The 25,300-nt window shown below is 71.6% G+C and carries 17 protein-coding genes; 7 read left to right on the top strand and 10 right to left on the bottom strand.

What is annotated here, in order from left to right:
• Positions 1-278 precede the first annotated feature (278 nt).
• The 8 genes from BJP65_RS04550 to BJP65_RS04515 form a co-directional block, all read right to left on the bottom strand.
• On the bottom strand, positions 279-1,238 hold the full coding sequence (locus BJP65_RS04550; RefSeq protein WP_070409841.1) for an NAD(P)-dependent oxidoreductase: 960 nt from the start codon (positions 1,236-1,238) through the stop codon (positions 279-281).
• Positions 1,235-3,931, bottom strand: a complete 2,697-nt coding sequence (locus BJP65_RS04545; RefSeq protein ID WP_070408365.1) for an alpha/beta fold hydrolase — start codon at positions 3,929-3,931, stop codon at positions 1,235-1,237. Before BJP65_RS04545 ends, BJP65_RS04550 begins: the two co-directional genes overlap by 4 nt.
• Positions 3,928-4,950: a 3-oxoacyl-ACP synthase III gene (locus BJP65_RS04540; RefSeq protein WP_055936675.1), complete on the bottom strand. Its 1,023-nt coding sequence runs from the start codon at positions 4,948-4,950 to the stop codon at positions 3,928-3,930. Before BJP65_RS04540 ends, BJP65_RS04545 begins: the two co-directional genes overlap by 4 nt.
• A 125-nt stretch (positions 4,951-5,075) precedes the next feature.
• Positions 5,076-6,377 carry a DUF58 domain-containing protein gene (locus BJP65_RS04535; protein ID WP_070408364.1) on the bottom strand — a complete coding sequence of 434 codons (1,302 nt, stop codon included), beginning with the start codon at positions 6,375-6,377 and terminating at the stop codon, positions 5,076-5,078.
• Entirely contained in the window at positions 6,377-7,387 is a 1,011-nt protein-coding gene (locus BJP65_RS04530) for a MoxR family ATPase (protein WP_070408363.1), read from the bottom strand. Before BJP65_RS04530 ends, BJP65_RS04535 begins: the two co-directional genes overlap by 1 nt.
• Entirely contained in the window at positions 7,384-8,577 is a 1,194-nt protein-coding gene (locus BJP65_RS04525; protein ID WP_070408362.1) for a DUF4350 domain-containing protein, read from the bottom strand. The genes BJP65_RS04530 and BJP65_RS04525 overlap by 4 nt, the downstream gene beginning before the upstream one ends.
• Positions 8,574-9,263 (bottom strand): DUF4129 domain-containing protein, encoded by a 690-nt coding sequence (locus BJP65_RS04520; protein WP_156784810.1) that lies wholly within the window; start codon positions 9,261-9,263, stop codon positions 8,574-8,576. Before BJP65_RS04520 ends, BJP65_RS04525 begins: the two co-directional genes overlap by 4 nt.
• Positions 9,260-10,654: a glycerophosphoryl diester phosphodiesterase membrane domain-containing protein gene (locus tag BJP65_RS04515; RefSeq protein WP_258027522.1), complete on the bottom strand. Its 1,395-nt coding sequence runs from the start codon at positions 10,652-10,654 to the stop codon at positions 9,260-9,262. Before BJP65_RS04515 ends, BJP65_RS04520 begins: the two co-directional genes overlap by 4 nt.
• Positions 10,655-10,794: 140 nt before the next feature.
• On the opposite strand from BJP65_RS04515, the gene mtrA reads away from it, so the two are divergent.
• From mtrA to hpf, 5 genes are all read left to right on the top strand, one after another.
• Positions 10,795-11,475 (top strand): MtrAB system response regulator MtrA, encoded by a 681-nt coding sequence (mtrA, locus tag BJP65_RS04510; protein ID WP_055834573.1) that lies wholly within the window; start codon positions 10,795-10,797, stop codon positions 11,473-11,475.
• Between the two features lie 7 nt (positions 11,476-11,482).
• Complete coding sequence (mtrB, locus tag BJP65_RS04505) at positions 11,483-13,168, top strand: MtrAB system histidine kinase MtrB (protein ID WP_070408359.1); 1,686 nt, start codon at positions 11,483-11,485, stop codon at positions 13,166-13,168.
• Positions 13,165-14,823: an LpqB family beta-propeller domain-containing protein gene (locus BJP65_RS04500; protein ID WP_070408358.1), complete on the top strand. Its 1,659-nt coding sequence runs from the start codon at positions 13,165-13,167 to the stop codon at positions 14,821-14,823. Before mtrB ends, BJP65_RS04500 begins: the two co-directional genes overlap by 4 nt.
• A 100-nt stretch (positions 14,824-14,923) precedes the next feature.
• Complete coding sequence (locus tag BJP65_RS04495; RefSeq protein ID WP_070408357.1) at positions 14,924-15,601, top strand: ComF family protein; 678 nt, start codon at positions 14,924-14,926, stop codon at positions 15,599-15,601.
• A 93-nt stretch (positions 15,602-15,694) separates the two neighbouring features.
• On the top strand, positions 15,695-16,357 hold the full coding sequence (hpf, locus tag BJP65_RS04490) for a ribosome hibernation-promoting factor, HPF/YfiA family (protein WP_055834583.1): 663 nt from the start codon (positions 15,695-15,697) through the stop codon (positions 16,355-16,357).
• Between the two features lie 68 nt (positions 16,358-16,425).
• On the opposite strand, the gene BJP65_RS04485 is transcribed toward hpf, so the two are convergent.
• On the bottom strand, positions 16,426-19,314 hold the full coding sequence (locus tag BJP65_RS04485; protein ID WP_156784809.1) for an Ig-like domain-containing protein: 2,889 nt from the start codon (positions 19,312-19,314) through the stop codon (positions 16,426-16,428).
• Positions 19,315-19,624: 310 nt separating this feature from the next.
• Entirely contained in the window at positions 19,625-20,935 is a 1,311-nt protein-coding gene (locus BJP65_RS04480) for a hypothetical protein (protein ID WP_070408355.1), read from the bottom strand.
• 184 nt (positions 20,936-21,119) lie between these two features.
• On the opposite strand from BJP65_RS04480, the gene secA reads away from it, so the two are divergent.
• Both secA and BJP65_RS04470 read left to right on the top strand, forming a co-directional pair.
• Positions 21,120-23,918 (top strand): preprotein translocase subunit SecA, encoded by a 2,799-nt coding sequence (gene secA, locus BJP65_RS04475; protein ID WP_070408354.1) that lies wholly within the window; start codon positions 21,120-21,122, stop codon positions 23,916-23,918.
• Between the two features lie 120 nt (positions 23,919-24,038).
• Positions 24,039-25,265, top strand: a complete 1,227-nt coding sequence (locus BJP65_RS04470) for a pyridoxal phosphate-dependent aminotransferase (RefSeq protein ID WP_070408353.1) — start codon at positions 24,039-24,041, stop codon at positions 25,263-25,265.
• The last annotated feature ends 35 nt before the right edge of the window (positions 25,266-25,300 follow it).

Below are 25,300 nucleotides of genomic sequence, written 5' to 3'. Positions count from 1 at the left end.
TGCTGCACGAAGTGGGACACGCAGGGTGCGGGCGACTGACGTGCAGAGGCGGCGCGTGAGGCGGTGTCTGCCGGGGGGATGTCCCACTTTGTGCAGGTTTGCGGCACGGAGGCTGCACGAAGTGGGACATGCGCGCGGTGGCGGTTGTGTCTGCCGGGGGGATGTCCCACTTTGTGCGGGTTTGCGGTGCCGGGGCTGCACGAAGTGGGACACGCAGGGCAGGGGCGACCGCCGTGCGGGGGAGGCGCACGAGGGGCGTGCGGGAGAGGGGGCCGGGCTCAGGCGAGCGACAGGCGGCGCAGACCCTCGTCGAGCGAGACCGCGGGCGTCCAGCGCAGGTCGCGGCGGATCTCGGTCTGGTCGAACCAGTGCGCGGTCGACAGTTGCTCGGCGAGGAAGCGCGTCATGGGAGGTTCGTCCTCACCCGGGCGCACGGCCCACACGCGCTCGACGAGGGCGCCGGCCGCGCGAGCCAGCCCCGCCGGCACGCTGAACCGCGGCGGTTCGACGCCCGAAGCGCGGCAGATCCCGGCGAGCAGGTCGCCGACCGGGCGCGGCTCGCCGTTGGTCAGCACGTACGCGCGACCGCTCACCTCGTCGACACGGTCCAACGCGGCGACGATCCCGGATGCCGCGTTGTCGACGTACGTGGAATCGATGAGCGCGGTTCCCCCGTTGAGCAACGGGAGTCGACCCCGGCGGGCGCGGTCGATCGCGCGGGCGATCAGCTGGGTGTCGCCCGGCCCCCACACGAGGTGCGGGCGGATCGCGACCAGGGCGGTGTCGCCGCCCGCGCGCGAGAGGGCGATCAGCTCGGCCTCGGCCTTGGAGCGGGCGTACTCGCCGTGCGCGGCTTCGGGGTCGGCGGGCTCGGCCCCGACGCCGGCCAGGGCGTGACCGGCGTGTGCGACCGACGGCGACGACACGTGCACGATGCGCCGGACACCGGCGGCCGACGCGGCGTCGAGGAGCGTCCGCGTGCCTTCCACGTTCACGGCCCGGAACTGCGCGGGGTCTCCCGCCAGCGACACCTTCGCGGCCAGATGCACCACGCCGTCGACACCCTCGAGGGCGGATGCCACGGCATCCGGATCCGTCACGGAACCGAGGCGATCCTCGGCGCCGTCGACGCGCGAGGGGCGGCGCTGCAGCGTGCGCACCTGATGACCGGCGTCGTGCAGGGCACGCACGACGGCGCCGCCGAGGAAGCCGGACGCGCCGGTGGCGAGGACCCTCACGGCGCCGTCGGCTTCGCGCCGGCGAGCAGACGCTCGGCCCACGCGGCGAGGCGCGAGCGGTCGATCTTGGAGTTGTGGCGGATGTCGGTGGGCAGCGCCGGCACCACCAGCACGGCGGCCAGCGACTGCGCCGTCGAGGCGCGGACGGCCTCGGTCAGTTCCGGCGTCGCCAGCCCCGGGCGCCGCGCGCCGGCCTCGACCACGGCCACGACGACCTGTCGACCGATGGGGCCGACCCCGACCGCGGCCGCGCGTTCGACGGCGGGCACGGTCTCGGCATCCTGCTCGATGCCGACCGGGGTGACGGGACCCTCGGCGGTCGTGATGACGTGGGGGAGTCGCCCCTCGATCCACAGGCGTCCGTCGGCGTCGAGGTGACCCACGTCACCCGTGCGGTGCCAGCGGTCGGCGACCCCGCGGCGGGCCTCGCGGTCGGTGAGGTAGAGGCGGAAGTATCCGCGCTTGAGGTGCGGGGCCGAGATGACGACCTCGCCCGTCACACCGGCATCGGTCGACGGCTCTCCCGTGGCACGGCCGTCGGGGCCGATCGCCGAGATGCGCACCTGGCCCGTGCCGAGGGGACGGCCGACGCAGACGCCGCGGTCGCCCGTCACCGCCGCCCGCTCGATCTCGGGCAGGGTCACATCGGCGACGAGCAGGCACTCGGTCATGCCGTACGGGGTATGCGCGGTCGCACGGGGCATGAGCTCCTGCGCACGGCGCAGCAGGTCGATGCCCACGGGGGCACCCGTCGAGAGGAAGGTGTCGACGCGGGCGAGGGCGGCGCGGTCGTCGGCGTCGAGGGCGCCTGAGGTGGCGACGACGTTGTGCACCGCGGCGGGCGAGAGGAACACGATGCGGGCGTCGGAGGCGCGGACGGCTGCGGCCACCGCCGTGGCGGTGAGGGTGCGCGGCGCCGAGACGTCCATGTCGGGGGTCGCCGAACGCGTACCGAGCGCCGGGCCCAGCAGCGCGAACGGCGCGAAGCCCGTCACCAGACCGGTGTCGGCCGTGACGCCGAAGTGCGCGGCCAGGGTGTCGCGCAGGGCCGCGAGTTGCGCGTGCGTGTACACGACGCCCTTCGCCGGTCCCGTGGACCCCGAGGTGAACAGGATGGCCGCCAGGGCATCGGCGTCGGGGGCGGCGGGCAGCGCGCGCCCGCGGCCGGCGCGCGCGAGGTCCGACAGGCTCGCCTCGACGCCGAGAGCGCGCGAGGTCACCGACGGCAGAGAGGCGGCCGACACCCGGCGCCCCGGCCATCCGAGCGCGCGGGCGGCGGCGAGACCGGCGACCTCGCCGATGACGACGTCGGGAACGGCGCCGCGCACGGCACGCGACAGACCCCGGATGCCGAGACCCCGGTCGGCCACGACCACGACGGCGCCGATGCGCAGGCACGCATACAACGCCGCGGTCAGGGTGGGTCCGGGTGGCACCAGGAGCGAGACGCGGTCGCCCGCGCGCACGCCGAAGGCGTCGAGACCGGCGGCGAGCTCGTCGACGCGGGTCGACAGCTGCCGCCAGCTCACGCGCAGCGGCGCGCCGTCGCGCGCGGTGCTCATGTCGATCACGGCGGTGTCGTCGTCGTCGCGGCGGGCGACGAGGGCGTCCCACAGGCGACCGGCGGGGGCGGTGTCGCCCGCACCGTCGAGCTCCGCTTGCGCGCGTGCCGCCTTCGCGCGGCCCGCGCGGGTCTCGGCGGGGGCGGCGTCGGCGGGGGTCGCGCCGGGGAGAGCGACGACCTTCTCGTCGAGCCAGTCGAGCACGACGTCGGCGTAGGGGCGCTCCTCGGCGATGAGGTGCCCGGCGCCTTCGAAACGATGCACGTCGGCGTGCGGCATCCGCTCGGTGAGATCGTCGAGGTGGCCCTCGCCGAACACGGGGTCCTTCGGTCCGCGCAGGAAGAGCGCGGGGACGTCGAGGTCGCGGAGCCCCGTCGACATCCGACGGAGCGCCGGAGTGCTCTCGTCGGTCGCGGTGGCCGGGATGTCGGCCACGAACCCGCCGATGCCGCGGCGACGGGCCACGGTGGCGTACGGGGAACGGAACGCCGCCCGCACGGCCGGGTCGAGATCGGCCAGCGCGAGGGTGGTGTCGAGGAACGCCGTGGTGCCGGTGGTGCCCGCGGCGAGCATTCCGCGCGCCGTCGCCACCCGCAGGGCGAAGGGCAGGGGGGCACCGTCGGGGTGATGCACGGCGGTGTTGAGGGCGATGACGGCCGCGAGGCGGTCGCGGTTCTCGACGGCCCAGCCGAGCGAGACGGGTCCGCCCCAGTCGTGGCCGATGGTGACGACCGGGCCGGCGAGGTCGAGCGTCGTCACGAGGGCGTCGAGGTCGGCGATGCGCTGCGCGAGCGTGCGGCGGAGCGTCGTGCGCTCCGAGAAGCCCATCTCGAGCTGGTCGACGGCGACGACGCGCCACGGGGTCGCCCCGGCTACGGCGCGGTCGAGGGAGGTGTTCACCAGGGCCCGCCAGAGGTACGACCACGTCGGATTGCCGTGCACCGCCACGATGGTGCCGCGGGGCTCGATGCCGCGTTCGGCGAGGGAGGGACCGGTGTCGAGCACGTGCCAGGTGCGCGTGCGCCCCGCGTCGGCGGCGGCGCCGGACACATCGACCAGTCGAGAGAGCGACGGATCGAGCCCGGGCAGCCCGGCCGGGGGAAGAGTGGCGGCGGGGGCGGTGACCCTCACCAGGCCAGCTCCAGCATGCCGGTGTTCAGCCCGGAGCCCACCCCCATCAGCAGGACGCGATCACCCCGGCGGAGCGTGTGCTGCTCGTCGGCGAGGGTGATGGGAATGGATGCCGGACCGACGTTGCCCAGGTGGGGGTACGTGACGGGCACGCGGGTGCGGTCGAGCTTGGCGGCACGGACGATCGCGGAGGTGTGCACGGACGAGACCTGGTGCGTGATGTACCGGTCCATCCCCGTCCACGAGAACTCGCCCTTGGCTTCTTTCCACGCCGAGACGACGAGGTCGAGGCCCCCCTTGAGCAGGGCTTTGGCGTCGGTGAACATGCCGTCGACGCTGCCGACGCAGAGGTCGTAGAACTCGGTCGCGGCGCGGGTGACGCCGCCGACCAGGCGGTGACCCTCGGGATGGTCGCTCGCGCGTCCGAGCACGGCGGCGGCCGCGCCGGAGCCGAGGGTCAGCGATGCGAACTCCTGCATGAACGCGTCGCGATCGAGGTCTTCGCGCACGAGCCGGTTGATCGTGTTGACCTGGATCTCGTCGGCGTCCTCGCCGTTGACGATGAGCGCGTAGCGCACCTGGCCCGACTGGATCATGCCCGCGGCGAGGCTCATACCGTTGATGAAGCCGAGGCACGCGTTGGCCACGTCGAAGTTGATGGCGGAGCTGGGCAGACCGAGGCCGTGATGCAGGCGGACGGCGACCGAGGGCTCCAAGTGCTTGCGGGTGACGGAGGTGTTGATGATCAGGCCGATCTCGCTCGGATCCACGCCCGCCTCGGCCAGTGCCTGCTTGCCCGCGGCGATGGTCGCCTCGTCGGAGGACTCGCCCGCGGCCCAGTTGCGACGCTCGTTGACGCCGGCCACGCGACGGAGCAGACCGGGCTTCAACTTCAGCCGGTGCAACGCGGGAGCGAGCCGATCCTCGATGTCGTCCGACGTCGTGACCCGGCCGGGCAGAACGCTCGCCACCGATACGAGGGCCACATCGTCGAAGCGTGTCGTGGCGTTTCCTGGCAAGAGTTCTCCCGCATCCTGTGCGTAGACGGCGCAGCCGGGCGCGGAGGGGACGCGCCGACGGCTCGAAGGGTACCCCCCAGGATAAGCCGCGTCGTATGTCTCCGGCTGCATGGGGGCTGGGTGTGCTACAGGCGCCCGGCCGCCTTCAGCGCGAGGTAGCGGTCGGCGACGAGCGGCGGCAGATCGTCGGCCGACGCCGAGACGGCGTCGCCCCCGGCGCGGACCACGGCCGCCCGCACCCGGTCGGCGTCATGCCGCGCGCGCTCGATCGCGGCGGCGGCGTACACGTCGGCGGCGTCGCGGTGGGCCGGGGCGTCGCCCGGGCCGTCGGTCGCCGTCGCCACCAGCAGCCGCGATCGCGCCGCGACCGCCGGGAGCGACGCGAGGAACGCGCGTGCGGCTTCGGGGTCGTCGGCGGCCGTCAGCAGCACGACCAGCGCGGGGCGCACCGAGAGGCCCCGCACCTGCGCGAAGGCGGCGTCCCAGTCGGTGTCGATGAGTTGCGGGTCGACGGGCGCCATCGCCTCGACCAGCGCGGGCAGCAGCTGCGCGCCATCGGTGCGGGTGACGCGCGCGCGGGTCACGCGATCGAACAGGAGGAGGTGCACGTGGTCACCGGCGCGCGTCGCGAGCACCGACAGCAGCAGAGCGGCCTCCATCGCGGCATCCAGCCGCACGCCGTCACCCACGCGGGCGGCGGCCGTGCGTCCGGTGTCGATGACGATGACGACGTGCCGATCGCGCTCGGGACGCCAGGTGCGCAGCATGGTCGTTCCGGCGCGCGCCGTCGCCCGCCAGTCGATCGAGCGCACGTCGTCGCCCCGCACGTACTCGCGCAGGCTGTCGAACTCGGTGCCCTGCCCGCGCACCTGCAGCGAGGTGTTGCCGTCGAGCTCGCGCAGGCGGGCGAGTCGCGAGGGGAGGTGTCGCCGGGAAGTGAACGGGGGCAGGACGCGCAGACGCCCGGGGGCGTCGACCACCGCCTGTCGGCCGGCGAGCCCCAGGGGACCCGCGGCGCGCACGGTGACGAAGGCGCTGCGCAACTCGCCCCGGCGCCGCGGGAGCAACGACAGCGCAGCTCCCCGTCGCTCGCCGGGCGGCACGGTGAAACGCTGCCGCTCGTCGGGCGCCCCGGCCGTCGGCTGCCACGCGTCGCGCACGACAGCGCGCAGAAGGCGGGTACCGAGGTTGCGCACCCGCAGTTCGCCGGTCACCGGCTCGTCGCGCAGCGCCCGCTCCGGCAGCGTGCGAGTGATCTCGACCCGGCGCGGGTCGGCGGCGAGGGCGATGTCGATCGCCGCGAGCACGACGCAGAGAGCCACCCATCCGCCCGCGACCGCCCACGCCGGAGCCCCCGCGGTGCTGAGCAGCACGAGGGGCCCGACGCCGAGGGAGACGAGCAGGGCGAGACGGCCGGAAACGAACATCAGATGGGGACGCGCGTCTGCTGCAGGACCGACGTGAGGATCGCGTCGACCGAGACGCCCTCGATCTCGGCCTCGGGCCGCAGGCGGATGCGGTGACGCCAGACGGGCACGAGCATGGTCTGCACGTGGTCGGGCGTGATCGCCGGGTAACCGCCGAGCCAGGCCCACGCCTTCGCGGCGGCGAGCAGTCCCGTGCTGGCGCGCGGGCTCACACCCAGCAGCACCGACGGGCTCTGACGCGTGGCGCGCGCGAGGTCGACCACGTAGCCGAGCAGGTCGTCGTCGACGGCCACGGATGCCGCGGCGCGCTGTGCCGCCAGGATCTGCGACGCGGTGACCGCCGGCGTCACCCCGGCCTCGTCGAGGTGCCGAGGGTCGAATCCGCCCGCGTGGCGGCGGAGCACGTCGACCTCGGCGTCGCGACCCGGAAGGTCGACGACGAGCTTGAGCAGGAAGCGGTCGAGCTGGGCCTCGGGCAGAGTGTAGGTGCCCTCGTGCTCGATGGGGTTCTGCGTGGCGGCGACGAGGAACGGGTCGGGAAGCGCACGGCTCACCCCATCGGACGACACCTGACGTTCTTCCATGGCTTCGAGCAGCGCCGCCTGCGTCTTGGGGGGCGTGCGGTTGATCTCGTCGGCGAGCAGCACGTGCGTGAACACCGGGCCCGCGCGGAACTCGAACTCCCCGGCCCGCGCGTCGTAGACCAGCGAACCCGTCACATCTCCGGGCATGAGATCGGGGGTGAACTGCACGCGGCGGGTGTCGAGACCGAGCGCGCGGCTGAAGGAGCGCACCAGCAGCGTCTTGGCGACGCCCGGAACGCCCTCGAGCAGCACGTGTCCCCGCGAGAGCAGGGCGATCAGCAGCCCCGTCACGGTGCCGTCCTGGCCGACGACGGCCTTGCCGACTTCGAGGCGCACCTGGTGCATGGCCTCGCGGAGGGCCGTGTGGTCGTCGGCGCTCGCGGTCGTGGTGTGGGGAGCTGCGGAGTTCTCGGGGCTGTCGGTCATCGGGTGGTCCCTTCGGTTCGGACGGCGGCGCGCACGCTCGCCTCGAGATCGCGGAGTCGGTCGGCGGCCGCGACGAGTTCACGGTCGGTACGGGGTGAGTCGTCGACGAGGATGCCGCGGACCAGGCCACGGTCGGCGCCCAGGCGTTCGGCGACGGCATCGGAGGTGTCGACGGGGGAGGTGCGCGCCGCGAGGCCCAGCAGCCGACCGAGCCGGGCGCGGCTCGCGCGCCGTAGCTCGTCGAGCGCGTGCCCCGCGTCGGCCGAGGCGGCGTACAGCCGCGCGCGGCCCTCGGTGGTCTCGTTCGCCCGCACCGTGACGGGGAGGCGCTCGGTGACGAGCGGGCCGAACCGACGGCCCCGCCAGACGGCGGCGGTGAGCGCGGAGGCGAGCAGCAGAAGGATCGCCGGCGTCACCCAGGGGGGTGTCAGGTCGGCGAGGGTCGGGGCGGTGGTGCCCTGGTCGGCGTCGGAGGGCGAGGGCACGTACCAGACGAGAGCGTCGGTCTGTCCGAGCACGCCGATCGCCAGCGCGGCGTTGCCGTCGGCCGTGAGGGTGGAGTTGGTGAGCACCGACAGACCGTCGAGGGCGGTCACCGTGCGTCCGCCCCGCTCGTCGGTCAGCAGGGCGTATTCGTCGCCGACGGGGTAGCAGCCCTGCACGCCGTCGCCCGGCACGAGCATTTCGCCCACGCGGGCGTCTCCGGCGCCCCGCGCCGCGGGCACGTCGCACGCCGGGCCCGTCGTCGCGTCGTCGGCGAAACCGCCCAGCGACGAGCCGTTCAGCAGCACGCCCAGCGCCCGCGAGCGCGGTTCGACGAGCACGGTGTGCCGTGCCCGTTCCGCGAGGTCGCTCAGTGCGCCGTCGGAGAGCATCGGGGCGTCGCGCAGCACGAGCGTGGCGTCGCCTCCGCCGAGCGCGCGTTCGGCGGCCTGACGGTCGCGGGCGACGGTGACGCGGACGCCCTGCTGCTCGAGGATGCGCACCACCGCTCGGGTGCCGTCGGGGCCGGCCGACTCGGGGTCGAGCACCGCGCGCTGCTGGTAGCCGCCGTACACGAGGGAGCCGCCGACGAGCGCGACGAGCAGCAGGGCCACCACCAACGCGATCCAGCCGAGCGCGGCGCGTCGGCGGGGGTGCGCGGAGCGCGAGGCCGATGCGGGACTCGCGACACCCGAGGGGGCGCTCATGAGGGGGCCGCCGCGCGGTCGGTGACGGCGCTGTCGGTGACGGCGCGGGCTCGGACGGCGGCCTCGTCGAGATCGGCGATCGCGCGATACCCGTCGGCGGTTCCGGGGCGGCGCAGATAGCGCACGTCGTCGAAGCTCGCGGCGGCGGTGTCCATCGCGGCGGCGAGTGCGGGCAGGGCGACCCCCGCGGCACGGCCGAAGGCGCGCGCCGTCGCCCCCGGCGGCGGGTCGACGAGGCCGCGCTCCGACAGACCCCGCGCGACGGCGCGGAAGCGCAGCACGATCGCGGCGTCCCATGCCCCGCGGGCGGCGGCTTCATCGGCCTCGCGCCGCAGTTCGTCGGCCGATCGCCCGTCGTCGTCGTCGAAGAGCGCGCGCGCCGCCGGCTGCGCGCGTACGAGACGGCGCGGGCGCCCCCAGATGAGCAGAGCGACGATGATGCCGACGGCCAAGAGCACGGCCAGCACGATGAGGGCCGAGGGCCCCCAGTCGGCGTTGCCGGACGGCCGCAGCAGGTCGCCGATGAACGAGGCGACGGCCTGCGCCACGCGGTCGATGAAGGTCGGCTCGGACGCCTGGTACGACGGGTCTTCGAGCTCGCGCTCCGCCCACTCCCGCGCCTGGTCGGGGTCGGGGAGGAGCGGGAACACCGCGGCGGCGGCGGTCGCGAGAGCGGCGGCCGTCATCGATCGGTCGGCGACCCGGGCGCGGCCCACGAGGTGGGCGCCGCGGGCGGGGCCACGTCGGGGCTCGGCGGGGCGGGCGGCGGGGGAGTCGCCGGACCCGAGACCGCCTCGTCGGCGGACCGATCGGCGGGCGTGGCCGACCCGGTCGCGGGTGCGTCCGAGGCGGGAGCGGGGACCGGGGGAGCACCGTACTGCGCCGGGGCACCGTATCCGGCCGGGGCGCCGTATCCGGCGGGGACTCCGTACCCGGCGGGAGCGCCATACCCGGCGGGGGCGCCGTAGCCGGCGTACGGCGGTGCCGCCCCGACGGGCACGGGTGCTGGCCGCTCGACGACGCGACCGACGCCGACGAGGTACGGATCGGCGAGGTCGGTGGCCCCGGCATCGCGTGCCTCGACGTAGGTGTGCAGATCATGGTCGAGTCCCTCGACCCGCATGCGGGCGTCGACGTAGACCAGCGCGGCCGAGGTCGACTGCACGACCAGCGCGATGCACTGCACGAGCAGGATGCCGAACTGGCCGATCACCTGCACCACGACCATTCCCACGACGGCCCCGATCTCGTCGGTGCCGGTGGGGGCGAGGATGCCCGGAACGATCCCCGCGATGAGGCTGAAGGGCACCGAGATGAGCTGGGCGAGCACGCTGAAGCCGAACGAGATGATCACGATCACGCCGAACGTCGACCAGAACCGCCGGCGGGTGAGCCGCCACGAGCGGGCGATCCCCGCGCGGATGCCGGCGCCTTCGAGGATGATCACCGAGGGCACGAGGAAGAGCTTCGTGGTCAGCCACGCGTACAGCGGGATGAGCCCGAGCACGAACAGCACGCCGACGAGGATGCCGAGCCACAGCACCGAGATCACGAGCAGCGTCACGATGCCGGCGAGCACGCCGACGACCACCAGGCTGGCGAGCACGACCAGGGCGCTGTAGCCGATGAGCCGCCAGATCACCGGGCGCACGCGGGCCCAGACGGCCTTCAGGGTCGGCTTCTCGGCCACGACCGCGTGAGCGACCTCGGAGACGACGACGCCCTGCACCACCACGCTGAGCGCTCCGACCAGCAGGCTCAGCACCAGGGCGGCGGCGCCCGTGATGACGGTGGATCCGGCGAAGATCGCGCCCCAGTCGTCACCGCCGTAGGCAACGGTGTCGAGGCGCGAGAAGCTGGCGACGGCGATGGCGCCCACCGCGGCGGCCAGCACGATGTAGGCGACGGCCTGCACGACGAGCGCGAAGCCGAGCAGCACCTTCGGGTTGTGCCGCAGGGCGACGAACGAGCGGCCGAGGATCGTGCCGAAGCCGTACGGGTGCAGGGGCACGATGCCGGGGCGAGAGGCCGGGGTCCAGTTCGGATACGCGGTCACGGTGACGCCTCCTCGTTGCACGGCAGTATCTTCATCGTGTCACACACCCCCGACACGCTCGGCCTCATCTCACCCTCGTCGACTACTCTCGGAGGAACGCGCCCTCACCCCGGGTGCTCTGCCCGTGCCGCACGGGTTCGAGACGGAAGACGTACCCCCGAATGACTTCACGGATCCTGGTGGTCGACGACGACACCGCGCTGGCCGAGATGATCGGCATCGTGCTGCGCACCGAAGGATTCGACACGGTCTTCTGCGCGGACGGCGCCCAGGCCGTCGACGCGTGGCGCACCGAGCGGCCCGACCTCATCCTGCTCGACCTCATGCTGCCGGGGGTCGACGGCATCGAGATCTGCACGCGCGTGCGCGCCGAGTCCGGCGTGCCGATCATCATGCTCACCGCGCGCACCGACACCGCCGACCTGGTGAAGGGTCTCGAGTCGGGCGCCGACGACTACATCATGAAGCCGTTCAACCCCAAGGAGCTGGTGGCTCGCATCCGCACGCGTCTGCGGCCGTCCCAGGCTCCCGTCGACGAGACGCTGCGCATCGGCGACCTCGTCGTCGACGTCGCCGCGCACGAGGTGCGCCGCGGCGACAGCCCGATCGCGCTGACGCCGCTCGAGTTCGAACTGCTCGTCGCCCTGGCCGAGAAGCCGCAGCAGGTGTTCTCGCGCGAGATGCTGCTCGAGCAGGTGTGGGGCTACCACTACAAGGCCGACACCCGTCTGGTGAACGTGCACGTGCAGCGCCTGCGCGCCAAGATCGAGGCCGACCCCGACAACCCGCGGATCGTCACCACCGTGCGCGGCGTGGGCTACCGCGCCGGCGCGGTGGCCTGAGCGCGCGATGACGGGCGCGGTGCGGACGCTCCCGCCGCGGGTCAGCAGCTGGCGCGATTGGCGGGCGGTCCGCGATCGCCTGGCGACGCTGTGGCGACGCTCCCTGCGCTTCCGCACGATCCTCATCACGGTGGCCCTCACCGCCGTGACCATCCTCGTCACGTGCGTGGCGATGGCCCTCGTCATCCAGAACGAGCTGTTCACCGCCCGCAAGGACCAGGTGCTCCTCGAGGCCCAGCGCGCGACCGCGTCGGCGCAGGCCACGCTCGACGCGGCCGTCGACTCGACCGATCCAGCCGCGGCGCAGACGCTCATGAACGGCATCGCGACGCGGCTGTCGCAGCAGTCCTCGAGCGATCTGATCGCGCTGTACCGCATCGGTCCGCCCTCGCCCCTGGCGCCGCAGCCGTTCATCTCGCCCGCGTTCGAGTCGGGCCTCGTCTCCGACGCGCTGCGCAAACAGGTGCAGTCGAGTCCCGATCTGCAGTGGTGGCAGTCGGTGGCGTTGCCCTCCGACGGGGGCCGCGACGTTCCGGGCATCCTGGTCGGTCATCAACTGCGCTTCCCGGCCGAAGACGGGGTCGATTCCTACGAGCTGTACATGGGGTACGACCTCATCAGCGCCTCGCAGACCCTCGCGTTCGTCCAGGTGCTGCTGTGGGTGGTGGGTCTGATCCTGGTGGTGCTCATCGGTTCGATCGCGTGGTTCGTGCTGCGCTCGATCACCACGCCCATCGCGGATGCCGCCGAGACCAGCGCGAAGCTCGCGGCGGGCGATCTGGGCGTGCGTCTTCCCGTGCGCGGCGAAGACGAGCTGGCGACGCTGAACCGGTCGTTCAACGCCATGGCCGACAGCATCGAGTCGCAGATCAAGGAGCTGGCCGACCTCTCGCTCGTGCAGCAGCGCTTCGTGTCCGACGTCTCGCACGAGCTGCGCACGCCGCTGACGACGATCCGCCTCGCCGCCGACATCATCAACGACCAGCGCGAGGAGTTCGATCCGGTCACGGGGCGCGCGGCCGAGCTGCTGCACGCGCAGGTGCAGCGCTTCGAGGTGCTGCTCACCGACCTGCTCGAGATCAGCCGGTACGACGCCGGCTCCGTGCAGCTCGAGCTCGAGGCCACGAGCCTCGCCCATCTCGCCGAAGACGTGATCCTCTCGATGGAGCAGCTCGCCGAGGGGCACGGCTCCGACGTGCGCCTGGTCGCACCCGGCGGGTACACCCCCGTCGACATGGACGCCCGCCGCGTGCGGCGCGTGGTGCGCAACCTGCTCGGAAACGCCATCGAGCACGGCGAGGGGCGGCCGATCGTCGTCTCGGTCGACAGCAACCGCGACGCGGTGGCGCTCGGCGTGCGCGACTTCGGTCTGGGCATGAAGGCCGACGACGTCGAGCGCGTGTTCGACCGGTTCTGGCGGGCCGACCCGTCGCGGGTGCGCACGATCGGCGGCACGGGTCTGGGCCTGTCGATCGCCCTGGGCGACGCGCGGCTGCACGGCGGCACCCTGGCGGTGTGGTCGGAACCGGGCCGGGGGTCCAACTTCGTGCTCACCCTGCCCCGAGACGGACGACCCGTGGGCGCCTCGCCCCTGCCTCTCGTCCCCGACGACGAGCAGGGCGGCGCCCTCGAGGCGCTGGGGCTCACCCAGCCCATCTCGCTCAACCGCTCGACCTTCGGGAGGATGCCGTGAGACGCGCCCTGGCCCTCGTCAGCCTCGCTCTCGTGCTCGCCCTGACGGCGTGCACCGGATTGCCGACCACCGGGTACGTCAACCCCGGCCGCGGCCCGCAGAGCGACGACGCGCAGGCGTTCGCGTTCGTGCCCGACGGTCCGCAGGACGACGCGTCGCCGGCCGAGATCGTCGAGGGGTTCCTGCGCGCGGGCTCGGGGCCGGCCGACGACTGGGCGACCGCGAAGCTGTTCCTGTCGCCCGGTGCCACGTGGGACCCCCGCGCCCGCGTGACGATCGATACGCTCGCCGCGCGCCGCGCCGCGCCCTCCGCCGACGGCTCGGTGGTGACGGTGTCGCTGTCGACGGTGGCGGGGGTGGATGCCGACGGCGCCTACGCCCCGGCCGCCACGGGCAGCGCCCAGACCCTGTCCTTCGCCCTCGCGCAGGTCGACGGCCAGTGGCGCATCACCTCCGCCCCCGACGGGGTCGTGCTGTACGAGGAAGTGTTCCCGACGGTCTACCAGTCGGCATCCATCGCGTACTTCGACCCGACGTGGAGCTTCATCGTCCCCGACGTGCGATGGTTCCCCCGTGCGCTGGTGGCCAGTCGCGTCGCGACGGCCCTGGTCGACGGTCAGCCGAGCTCGTGGCTGTCGGGCGCCGTGCGCAACGCCTTCCCCGAAGAGCTGTCGCTCGTGGGGCGCTCGGTGACGCTGTCGTCGGGGGGAGTCGCTCAGGTGCAACTGCCGCGGGCGGCTCTGAGCCTGGACCGCACGACCCTCGACCGCATGCAGACCCAACTGGCGCGCAGCCTCTCGTCGGCCGGCATCAGCGAGGTGCAGATGACGGTGGAGGGCACCCCGGTCACCGCCTCCGAGGTCGCCGTGCGCGTGACGCGCATCGATCCCTCGCCGGCGGTGCTCACCTCGCTCGGCGTGTTCGGCGCCCTGTCGGGCGACCAGGTCGAGTCGATCCCGGGTCTGTCCGACGCGATCGAGTCCCTGGCGCCGACGATGGTGGAACTCGAAGCCGACCGCAGCCTGGCGGCGGTGCGCACGCAGCAGGGAACGGTGGCGAGCGCGCTCGCCGACGGTCGGACGTTCCTGCTCGACGACCGCCCGGGCCTCATCGCCCCCACGATCGACGCCGAGGGAGCGATCTGGAGCGTGCCGAGTGCGGCCCCCGCGCAGCTGCACGTCATCACGCCCGAAGGGGTTCCCCGCGACGTCGGCAATGCGTGGCCCGATGCCTCCGAGATCACCGCGATGCAGATCTCCCGTGATGGTACGAGGGTGGCGGCCATCGTCACCGTGTCGGGTGCGCGCGAGGTGTGGGTCGCCGGCATCCTGCGCTCGGCGGGCGAGATCGACCTCGGTCCGCCGCACGTGCTGTCGTTCTCGCAGCAGGGGGCGTTCGACCTCGCGTGGCTCGACGACACCACCATCGGCGTCCTCTCGTCGGTCGACGATGTCAGCCGCTTGAGCGAGCTCAGCGTGGGCGGTCGCGGCACCGAGGCGCAGGCGCCCGAGGGGGCGCGCACGCTCGCCGCGGGGAGCACGAGCGTCCGCGTGCTCGACGATCAGGGGCGCCTCTACAGTCGGCGCGGAAGCTCGTGGACCCTGGTGGCCTCCAACATCCGGGTGCTGGCGGCGCAGCAGGGCACCACGTCCTGAGCGGGCGCGGCTTCTCCCCAGCGCGGTCGGTGTGGCATCCGTCCACGGTTGGGGCATTTCGCCCTGCGCCCGAGCGGGGGCGTCCGGAACGATGGCCCGCATGTCTCGTCCTGCGCTCGTCGACACGATCTCATCGGCCCTCCGCGATGCCCTGACCTTCTGGCTTCCGCTGGCGTGCGCCGGCTGCGGCGCGCTCGATGAGTCCCTGTGCTCCGGATGCCGCCGGGCTCTGGCCGCCGTCCCCGTCCCGCGCGAGGTGGGGCCGGGGGTGCCCGTGCTGTGCGCGCTCGAGTTCTCAGGGGTGCCGGCGCGGGTCCTGCGCGCCCTCAAAGAAGAAGGTCGCACCTCCCTCGCCCGAGATCTCGCCCCCGCTCTCGCCGATGTCTTGCGTGCGGCGGCGGTCTCCGGCGCCCTCGTCGTTCCGGTGCCCTCGTCGGCTGCGGCCTTCCGGCGCCGCGGCTATCGACCGGTCGAGTTGCTGGTGCGTCGGGCGGGGTGGCATCCGGAGCGCGTGCTGCGGGTGCGGCGCACGCCGGCCGATCAGCGCGGCCTCGATCGCATCGCCCGACAGCAGAACGTCGGGGGAGCCTTCGCCGCGCGGTCCGTCGTCGGGCGCCGGGTGGTCGTCGTCGACGACGTGGTGACGACCGGGGCCACGCTCATCGAGGCGACGCGGGCCCTCCGAGCGGCGGGAGCCGCCGAGGTGAGGGCCGTCGCGCTCGCGTACACGCCGCGTCGCAGCGCATCAGAAGGTGAATCGCAGGTGATTGCTACGTGACAGGGCGGTGGCGTCGGACTAGCGTGGGGATGACTGAAGGCGACGGATGTTCCGCCCTTAGACCGGGCGGAACCCGGAACAAGGAGGTCACTGATGGACACCAACATCGTCGGAGTGGGAGTCGGTATCACCGATCGTTTCCGCACCGTGGTTGAAGAGAAGGTCAGTCGCATCGAGCACCTGGCGCCCCGCGCTCAGACTCTCGAAGTCAAGGTCACCCACCGCTCGTACCGCAACGGGCGCATGGAAGACGACACCGTCGAGCTGACCCTCGACGGCAAGGGCCCGGTGGTCCGAGCCGAGGCCACCGATGCCGATAAGTTCGCCGCTCTCGACCTCGCGGTCGACAAGATCTCCGAGCAGGTGCGGCGCGCGAAAGACAAGCGCGTCGACGCCCGAAACCACCCCCGCGGGGCACGGTTCGAGAAGGGCACCGGCGAATTGGCGGGTATCGATGTCGAGCCCGCTTCCGTCGAGGTGCTGCGCGCCGTCGCCACCGGTGAGGTGCCGGTCCAGGATTCCGATGTCGACGAGGCGGAGTACTCGCCCGTCGTCATCCGCCAGAAGGAGTTCGGCGCCGAGTGGATGACGGTCGAGGACGCCGTCGATCGTATGGAGCTCGTCGGCCACGACTTCTTCCTCTTCATCGACGCCCGCACCGACCACCCGAGCGTCGTCTACCGCCGCAAGGGCTGGGACTACGGCGTGATCGCGCTCGCCGCGCAGGCCCCACCGGCGGAGCAGATCGCGTCCTGACGCACCCTGCCGCATGACGGAGCCCCTGTCCGGAAGGACAGGGGCTCCGTCATGCGATCTGCCGGGGATCAGCGGATGAAGAACATCTTGGCGCCTCCCCTGTTGCGGGCTTGGCCGATCGTGGGGGTGCCGCCGAGGCCTTGGACCGTGACGGGGGTGTTGGTGTTGGTGGTGTTGCCGATGCCCAGTTCTCCCTGGGGGTTGTTACCCCACGCGTAGACGGTGCCGGTGTTGTTGACGGCGTACCCGCTGAAGTAACCGGCGTCGATCTGGGTGATGCCGGTGATGTTCTGGACGGTGACGGGGGTGTTGCTATCCGTGTTCGTGCCGTTGCCGAGCCCTCCGTTGGCGTTGTATCCCCAGGCGCGGACCTGTCCGCCGACGAGCGCGTAGCCGGTGGAGAGTCCTGCGGCGATCTGGGTGGCGCCGGTGATGTTCTGCACCGTCACGGGGACGGAGCTGTTCGTGTTGGTTCCGTTGCCGAGCGCCCCGACGGCGTTGGAGCCCCATGCCCGAATCGTTCCGCCACCGACGAGGGCGAATCCGCTGAACGAGCCCGCGGCGATCTGGGTCGCGCCGGTGATGTTCTGGACGGCGACGGGTGTGGTGCTGTTCGTGGAGGAGCCGTTGCCGAGCTGGCTTCGATCGTTGAGACCCCAGGCTCGCACCTGCCCACCGGCGACGATCGCGTAGCCGCTCCCGCTGCCTGCGGCGATCTGGGTGGCGTCGGTCAGGGTGCTGACGGTGACGGGTGTGGGGCTGTTCGTGGTGGTGCCGTTGCCGAGCTCGCCATTGACGTTGGACCCCCAGGCGCGCACCTGGCCGTTGGATAGCAGGGCGTACCCGCTTCTCGACGCGGTGGCGGCGATCTGTGTGACCCCCGACAGGCTGGGAATCTTCGCCCACGTGGTTCGGGTGGTGGTCGTGCCGTCGCCGAGTTGTCCGAGGGAGTTGTCTCCGATGCTCCAGACGGTGCCGTCATGGAGCAGGGCCAGAGAGAAGCCGGACGCGGCGGTGAGGCTCTTCACGGGGGAGGGGAAGACGAGCGACAGCTGGGCGGGTGTCGAGATCGTCGTGGCCGAGGAGCCGATGCCGAGGGAGGAATTGTCGTTGTTGCCGGTGGCGTAGGCGTTGGCGCCCAGCACCGTGAGGGTGGCCGTGCCGGTGACGCCGGTGCTGGCCGCGGTGAGCAGCAAGGAGCTGCCGGGCGTGGCCCAGGTGTCGGTGGTCGTGAGGGTCGTGGTGGCGATGCCGGAACCGTTGGTCGTGGCGGTGGCGGGCGAGAAGCTGGAGCCGGCCGGCCCCGTGAACGTCACGGCCTTTCCGACGAGAGGCTGGTTCGCGCTGTCGCGAAGCACCGCGGTGACGACGGTCGTACCCGCGGCGACGACCTGCATGTTCGACGTCGTGACGCTGAGGGTGTCGCTACCGGTGCGGAGGAAGAACATCTTGGCTCCTCCTTTGATGCGGGCTTTGCCGATCGTGGGGGTGCCGCCGATGCCGGGGACCGTGACGGCGGTGTTGGTGGTGCTGGGGGTGCTGCCGATGCCCAGTTCTCCCTGGGCGTTGTTTCCCCAGGCGTACACGGTGCCGGTGTTGTTGACGGCGTACCCGCTGAAGTTGCCGGCGTCGATCTGGGTGATACCGGTGAGTGGGTCGAGCTGGTTGGTGCCGGTGAGTTGGCAGACGGTGACGGGGGTGTTGGTGCTGCTGCCCGTGCCGTTGCCGAGCGCCCCGTTGCCGCTGTTTCCCCAGGCGCGGACCTGTCCGCCGACGAGCGCGTAGCCGGTGGAGAGTCCTGCGGCGATCTGGGTGGCGCCAGTGATGTTCTGCACCGTTACCGGGATGCTGCTGCTCGTGTTCGTCCCGTTGCCGAGCGTCCCGACGGCGTTGGAGCCCCATGCCCGGACCGTTCCGCCGACGAGAGCGAATCCGCTGAACGCGCCCGCGGCGATCTGGGTGGCGCCGGTGATGTTCTGGACGGTGACGGGTGTGGTGCTGTTCGTGGTGGTGCCGTTGCCGAGCTGGCCTTGATCGTTGAGGCCCCAGGCGCGCACCTGCCCGCCGGCGACGATGGCGTAGGCGCTCGAGGTGCCTGCGGCGATCTGGGTGGCGCCGGTCAGGGTGCTGACGGCGACGGGTGTGGGGCTGTTCGTGGTGGTGCCGTTGCCGAGCTCGCCATTGACGTTGGAGCCCCACGCGCGGACCTGGCCGGTGGACAGCAGGGCGTACCCACTCCTCGACCCGGCGACGGCGATCTGTGTGACTCCCGACAGGCTGGGAATCTTCGCCCACGTGGTTCGTGTGGTGGTGGTGCCGTCGCCGAGTTGTCCGACGGAGTTGTCTCCGATGCCCCAGACGGTGCCGTCGTCGAGCAGAGCCAGGGAGAAGCCGGGCGCGCCGGTGAGGCTCTTCACCGGGGAGGGGAAGACGAGCGACAGCTGGGCGGGCGTCGAGATCGCCGTGGCCGAGGAGCCGGTGCCGAGGGCGGAATTGGCGTTGTTGCCGGTGGCGTAGGCGTTGGCACCGAGCACGCTGAGGGTGGCTGTGCCCGTGATACCGGTGCTGGTCGCGGTGAGCGGCAGGGAGCTGCCGGGCGTGGCCCAGGTGTCGGTGGTGGTGAGGGTCGTGGTGGCGATGCCGGAACCGTTGGTCGTGGCGGTGGCGGGCGAGAAGCTGGAGCCGGCCGGGCCGGTGAACGTCACGGCCCTTCCTGCGAGGGGCTGGTTTGCGGTGTCGCGGAGAAGCGCGGTGACGGCGGTCGTGCCCGCGGCGACGACCTGCATGTTCGGCGTCGTGACGCCCAGCGTCCCGAGCTCGCTACCGGCCGCGTAGGCGGGAGCAGTGGTCATCACGACGATGGCGGGAACGCTCCAGGCCGCTCCACCGAGGAGTGCGCGGCGGGACGGCCCGGACGCCGTGACGGGGGCGAGGGAATCTGAGGGGGTGATGTTCATGCTGGCGCGCTCCACTCGGGAAGGTGGTTCGTTCGGGGCGACCCTGATGAGTCGAATTTTCACCCTTCACGTCACCGTCCGTCGAGATCGGAAGCCACACATGATTCCGAGACCGGGTGAAGTCGCCTTGATCCGGCAGAACGTCAGCAGTCGCGGGGGAGCGCGGCTCCACCGTGCAATCCCGGGGATCACCCGGCGGGTGATCCCCGGGAGGAGCTGCTGTCGCGCAGAGGCGCCCGCGGGTTCGCGCAGCCGCGCCCCGCAGCGCGGGACCCGCGTCATCCGCCGTACGAAGCGGATCCGGCCGTGCTCAGCCGTCGAAGATGTCGCCGAGCAGCGAGCCGATGACGAGACCGCCCAGCATGCCGCCGACCATGTTGCCGCCGCCCATTCCGCCGCCGCCGCGGCCGTAACCGCCGCCGCGCCCGCTGCCGTCCCATTCGTTGGGTCGGGACTGCTCGATGTCGCGCTGGGCGATCTGCAGGGATTCCGAGGCGAGCGACCCGGCCCGGCGGGCGGTGGCCAACACCGTCTCGCGATCGTCTTCGGCGACCGGCCCCAGGGGGAGCCCCGCGCGCAACCGCTCGGCCTCGACGAAGCGCGTCCGCGCGTCGGCTCCGATCCACCCGCGGTGGCCGGTGATCAGGCCGCGGGCGACGGCGAGCTGACGGTCGGCGTCGTCGATTGCATGCTCGACCTGTTCCTGAGAGGGGACGGGACGTGAGGCGCGCTCGCGCGCGTGGTCGAGAGCGGCGTTGGCCTGCCGCAGGGACGACAGCGCCGCGAACGGGTCGGTGCGGGTTCCGGATGCCGGCAGTGCCGCCAGAGCACGCTCCAGGTCGGCCATGGCCTGCGTGACGGCGGGGGTCTGGGCGCCGCGACGGGCTTCGGCGAGGTCGCCGCGCGAGTCCTCGACGACGGCGGCGAGGGTGGACTCCGCGCGGAGCGCTTCGATCTCGAACATGTCGACCGCGTCGAGCAGGGACTCCGCGCGCCGTGCCGATTCGGTGGCGGCTTCGAGGGCGACCGAGGCCTGCTCGCGCTGCCCGGCCTCGCGGCGACGCTCCGAGACGGCGGCGGTGTGCACGGCGAAGTCGAGCAGTTGCTCGATCTCTTCGGGATTCCCGCCGATCTGCTGCAGGGCGGAGTCGCTGTAACGGCGCGCCAGCCGCTCGACGACCTCGCGGGCGTTCGGGACGCGCTCGGCGAGGCGGTCGCGGTCGGCGCGTACGCGCGCGATCGTCTCGGGTGCGCGGCGCACGGCGTCGATCTTGGGCTGGAGAACCTGCGTGCGCTCCTCGAGCAGGTCTTCGGCCCACTGCGACAGCTGGATGATGCGCGCGTTGCGCGTGCGCAGCTCGTCTTTGGTGTCGGGGATCTCGTCGTGGTTCAGCTGGTGCAGCCGGAACGCCTCGGCGAGGTGCGTGCGCACCGACTCGAGGGCGGCGGCGAGATCTTCGGTGGCCTTGTCGCCGAGCTCGGCGCGAGCGAAGTCCAGCTCGTCGGAGGTGAGGCGCACGCGCTCATCGGCGGCGACGATCGCGAGCTCCGCCCGGCGGGCGAGATCGGCGTCCGCCGCGTCTTGCTCTTCGCGCTTCCTCTTGCCCCAGAAACCGGCCATGGGTCGATCCTAGGCCGCGGGGTAGGGGCCGTCGCCGAGTGTTCGCTTTGGGCGCGAGTGCCGACTTTCGGATTGCGGCCGCCTCGCAGGTCACGAACGGGTAACACGGATAACATGGGCGATGTATGCCTGTTCGCAGGCCGGTGCCCACGCGGGCGCCGCACCCGACAGATGGAGATGCTTCGTGGCCAATCCGCTCGAGAAACTGCTGCGCGCCGGTGAGGGGCGCATCCTCCGCCGTCTGCAGGGCGTGGTCAAAGCGACCGGCGCGCTCGAGGAGGACTACGAGCAGCTCACCGACGACGAGCTGCGCAACGAGACCGTCGAGCTGCGCGCCCGCTACAAGGCCGGCGAGACGCTCGATCAGCTCATGCCCGAGGCCTTCGCCGCCGTGCGCGAGGCGGCCAAGCGCACCCTGGGTCAGCGTCCCTACGACGTGCAGGTCATGGGCGGCGCAGCCCTTCACCTGGGCAACATCGCCGAGATGAAGACCGGTGAGGGCAAGACGCTGACGGCGGCCCTCCCCGCCTACCTCAACGCCATCGCCGGTGAGGGTGTGCACGTCATCACCGTCAACGACTTCCTCGCGAGCTACCAGTCGGAGCTCATGGGCCGCGTCTACCGTGCTCTCGGCATGACGACCGGAACCGTCGTGGCCGGACAGACCCCCGAGGTGCGTCGGGAGCAGTACGAGGCCGACATCAGCTACGGAACGAACAACGAGTTCGGCTTCGATTACCTGCGCGACAACATGGCGTGGCGCAAAGAAGACCTCGTGCAGCGCGGACACTTCTACGCGATCGTCGACGAGGTCGACTCGATCCTCATCGACGAGGCGCGTACCCCGCTGATCATCTCGGGTCCGGCATCCGGCGAGGCCAACCGCTGGTTCGCCGAGTTCGCGAAGCTCGCCCGCACCCTCGAGGCCGGCGTCGACTACGAGGTCGACGAGAAGAAGCGCACGATCGGCGTGCTCGAGCCCGGTATCGAGAAGGTCGAGGACTACCTCGGCATCGACAACCTGTACGAGTCGGCGAACACGCCCCTGATCTCGTTCCTCAACAACTCCATCAAGGCGATGGCGCTGTTCAAGCGCGACACCGACTACGTCGTCATGAACGACGAGGTGATGATCGTCGACGAGCACACCGGTCGCATCCTCGTCGGGCGCCGCTACAACGAGGGCATCCATCAGGCGATCGAGGCCAAAGAGGCCGTGCCCGTCAAGGCCGAGAACCAGACCCTCGCCACCGTCACGCTGCAGAACTACTTCCGCCTGTACGACAAGCTCGCGGGCATGACCGGTACCGCCGAGACCGAGGCCGCCGAGTTCATGTCGACCTACAAACTCGGCGTCGTGCCCATCCCCACGAACCGGCCGATGGTGCGCAAGGACCAGTCCGACCTCGTCTACAAGAACGAGACGGCCAAGTTCGCGCAGGTCGTCGAAGACATCGTCGAGCGCCACGAGAAGGGCCAGCCGGTCCTCGTCGGCACCACCAGCGTCGAGAAGAGCGAATACCTTTCGCGTCTGCTGGCGAAGAAGGGCGTGCGCCACGAGGTGCTCAACGCCAAAAACCACGCGCGCGAGGCCGAGATCGTCGCCCGCGCCGGTCGCCTGGGGGCCGTGACGGTCGCCACCAACATGGCCGGCCGTGGCACCGACATCATGCTCGGCGGCAACGCCGAGTTCCTCGCCGTGCAAGAGATGAAGGCGAAGAACCTCGACCCGGTCGAGACGCCCGAGGCCTACGAGTCGGAGTGGGACTCGGTCTACAAGGGCACGCGCGACACCGTCGCCGAAGAGGCCGCCAAGGTCGTCGAGGCCGGCGGGCTCTACGTGCTGGGCACCGAGCGTCACGAGTCGCGCCGCATCGACAACCAGCTGCGCGGTCGTTCGGGTCGACAGGGCGACCCCGGCGAGAGCCGCTTCTACCTGTCGCTGACCGACGACCTCATGCGGCTGTTCCAGTCGGGTGCGGCCGAAGCGATCCTCGCGCGCACCAACTTCCCCGACGACGTCGCGATCGAGTCGGGGCTGGTGTCGCGCGCGATCAAGAGCGCGCAGTCGCAGGTCGAGGCGCGCAACGCCGAGATGCGCAAGAACGTCCTCAAGTACGACGACGTGCTCAACCGTCAGCGCGAGGCCATCTACGCCGACCGCCGTCACATGCTCCAGGGCGACGACATCGCCGACCGCGTGCAGCACTTCATCGAAGACGCCATCACCGCGGTGATCGACGACCACACCGGCTCGGGGCACACCGAGTCGTGGGACTTCGACGCCCTGTGGACCGAGCTGAAGACCATGTACCCGGTGAGCGTGTCGATCGACGAGGTCGTGGCCGAAGCCGGTGGGAACAAGGGGCGCATCACCCCCGAGGGGCTCAAGCGCGAGATCATCTCCGACGCCCGCATCGCCTACGAGAACCGCGAGAAGAGCCTCGGCGAGCAGGCTATCCGTGAGCTCGAACGCCGTGTCGTGCTGCAGGTGCTCGACCGCCGCTGGCGCGAGCACCTCTACGAGATGGACTACCTGAAAGACGGCATCGGCCTGCGTGCCATGGCTCAGCGCGACCCGCTGATCGAGTACCAGCGCGAGGGCTACCAGATGTTCCAGTCGATGATGGGGCAGATCAAGGAGGAGTCGGTCGGATACCTCTACAACCTCGAAGTCGAGGTGAAGAAGGTCGAGGGCGACAACGCCGAGGTCGAGGCCAAGGGACTCACCGTCAGCCCCGTCGAGACGCAGCGCCTCGAGTACTCCGCGGCGAACGATGCGGGCGAGGTCGAGGTGCGCAACGACCGCGGACAGGTGCAGCAGGCAGCCACCAACCGCCTGCGTCAGTCCGGACAGGCCGCCGCTCCCGCGACCGAGACGGCTCCGGCCGCGGCCCGCGGGGCGTTCGGGCAGCGGACCGACGGCGAGGAGCCGGCATCCGGGAACCGCGCCGACCGCCGCGCCGCCGGAAAGAAGAAGTAAGAACGACCCGGATGCCGCGCCCCCACGTCGGGGCGCGGCATCCGTCGTTTCACCAGGGAGGTGCAGGAGCGGTCCACCGGGTGTCGATTGGCTGGATACCGACGGGGATATCCTGAACCGATGAGCCCGCTACGCCCCCTCGACCAGTCCTCGAAGCTGAAGGATGTCCTCTACGAGATCCGCGGCGAGGCCCTCGTCGAGGCCGACCGGCTCGAGGCCGAGGGGCACTCGATCCTGAAGCTCAACACGGGCAACCCCGCCACGTTCGGTTTCGAGGCTCCGCATCAGATCGTGCGCGACATGATCCAGTCGATCCCCAACGCGCACGGCTACAGCGACAGCCGCGGCATCCTGTCGGCGCGGCGCGCGGTGGTCTCGCGATACGAGGAAGAGCCCGGGTTCCCCCACCTCGATCCCGACCACGTGTACCTCGGCAACGGGGTGTCCGAACTCATCACCATGACGATGCAGGCGCTCCTCGACGAGGGTGACGAGGTGCTCATCCCCGCGCCCGACTACCCGCTGTGGACGGCGATGACGAGCCTGGGCGGCGGCACCCCGGTGCATTACCTGTGCGACGAGCAGCGCGAATGGCAGCCCGACCTCGACGACATCCGTGCGAAGGTGACCCCCCGCACCAAGGCGATCGTCATCATCAACCCCAACAACCCCACGGGCGCGGTCTACTCGCGCGAGGTGCTCGAGGGGATCGCCGACATCGCCCGGGAGCACTCGCTGCTTCTTCTGGCCGACGAGATCTACGACCGCATCCTGTTCGACGATGCGGTGCACATCCCCATGGCCACGGTCGCGCCCGACCTGCTGTGCCTGACCTTCAACGGCCTGTCGAAGACCTACCGCGTCGCGGGCTACCGCTCGGGATGGTTGGCGATCACCGGGCCCAAAGACCACGCACAGGGCTTCCTGCAGGGCATCAACCTGCTGGCATCCACGCGTCTGTGCCCCAACGTGCCGGCGCAGTTCGCGGTGCAGGCGGCGCTGTCGGGCGTGCAGTCGATCGACGCGCTCATCGCCCCGAGCGGTCGTCTGCACGAGCAGAGGGATGCCGCCTGGCAGGGACTCGAAGCGATCCCGGGTGTCTCGTGCGTGCTGCCCCGCGGGGCGCTCTACGCCTTCCCCCGGTTCGATCCCGAGGTGTACGAGATCCCCGACGACGGCAAGTTCGTGCACGACTTCCTCATCGCCGAGCACGTGCTGCTGGTGCAGGGGTCGGGCTTCAACTGGCCGGCCACCGACCACGTGCGCATCGTCACGCTGCCGGAGGCCCGTGTGATCTCGGATGCGATCGAGCGGTTGGGGAACTTCCTGTCGTCCTGGCGGCCGTGATCGAGGTCGGGCGCGGAAGTTTCCTGAACGTTTCT

Source organism: Microbacterium sp. BH-3-3-3, assembly GCF_001792815.1.
In the GTDB taxonomy this organism is placed as follows: Bacteria; Actinomycetota; Actinomycetes; order Actinomycetales; family Microbacteriaceae; genus Microbacterium.
This window is presented reverse-complemented; position numbering and strand designations above follow the sequence as displayed.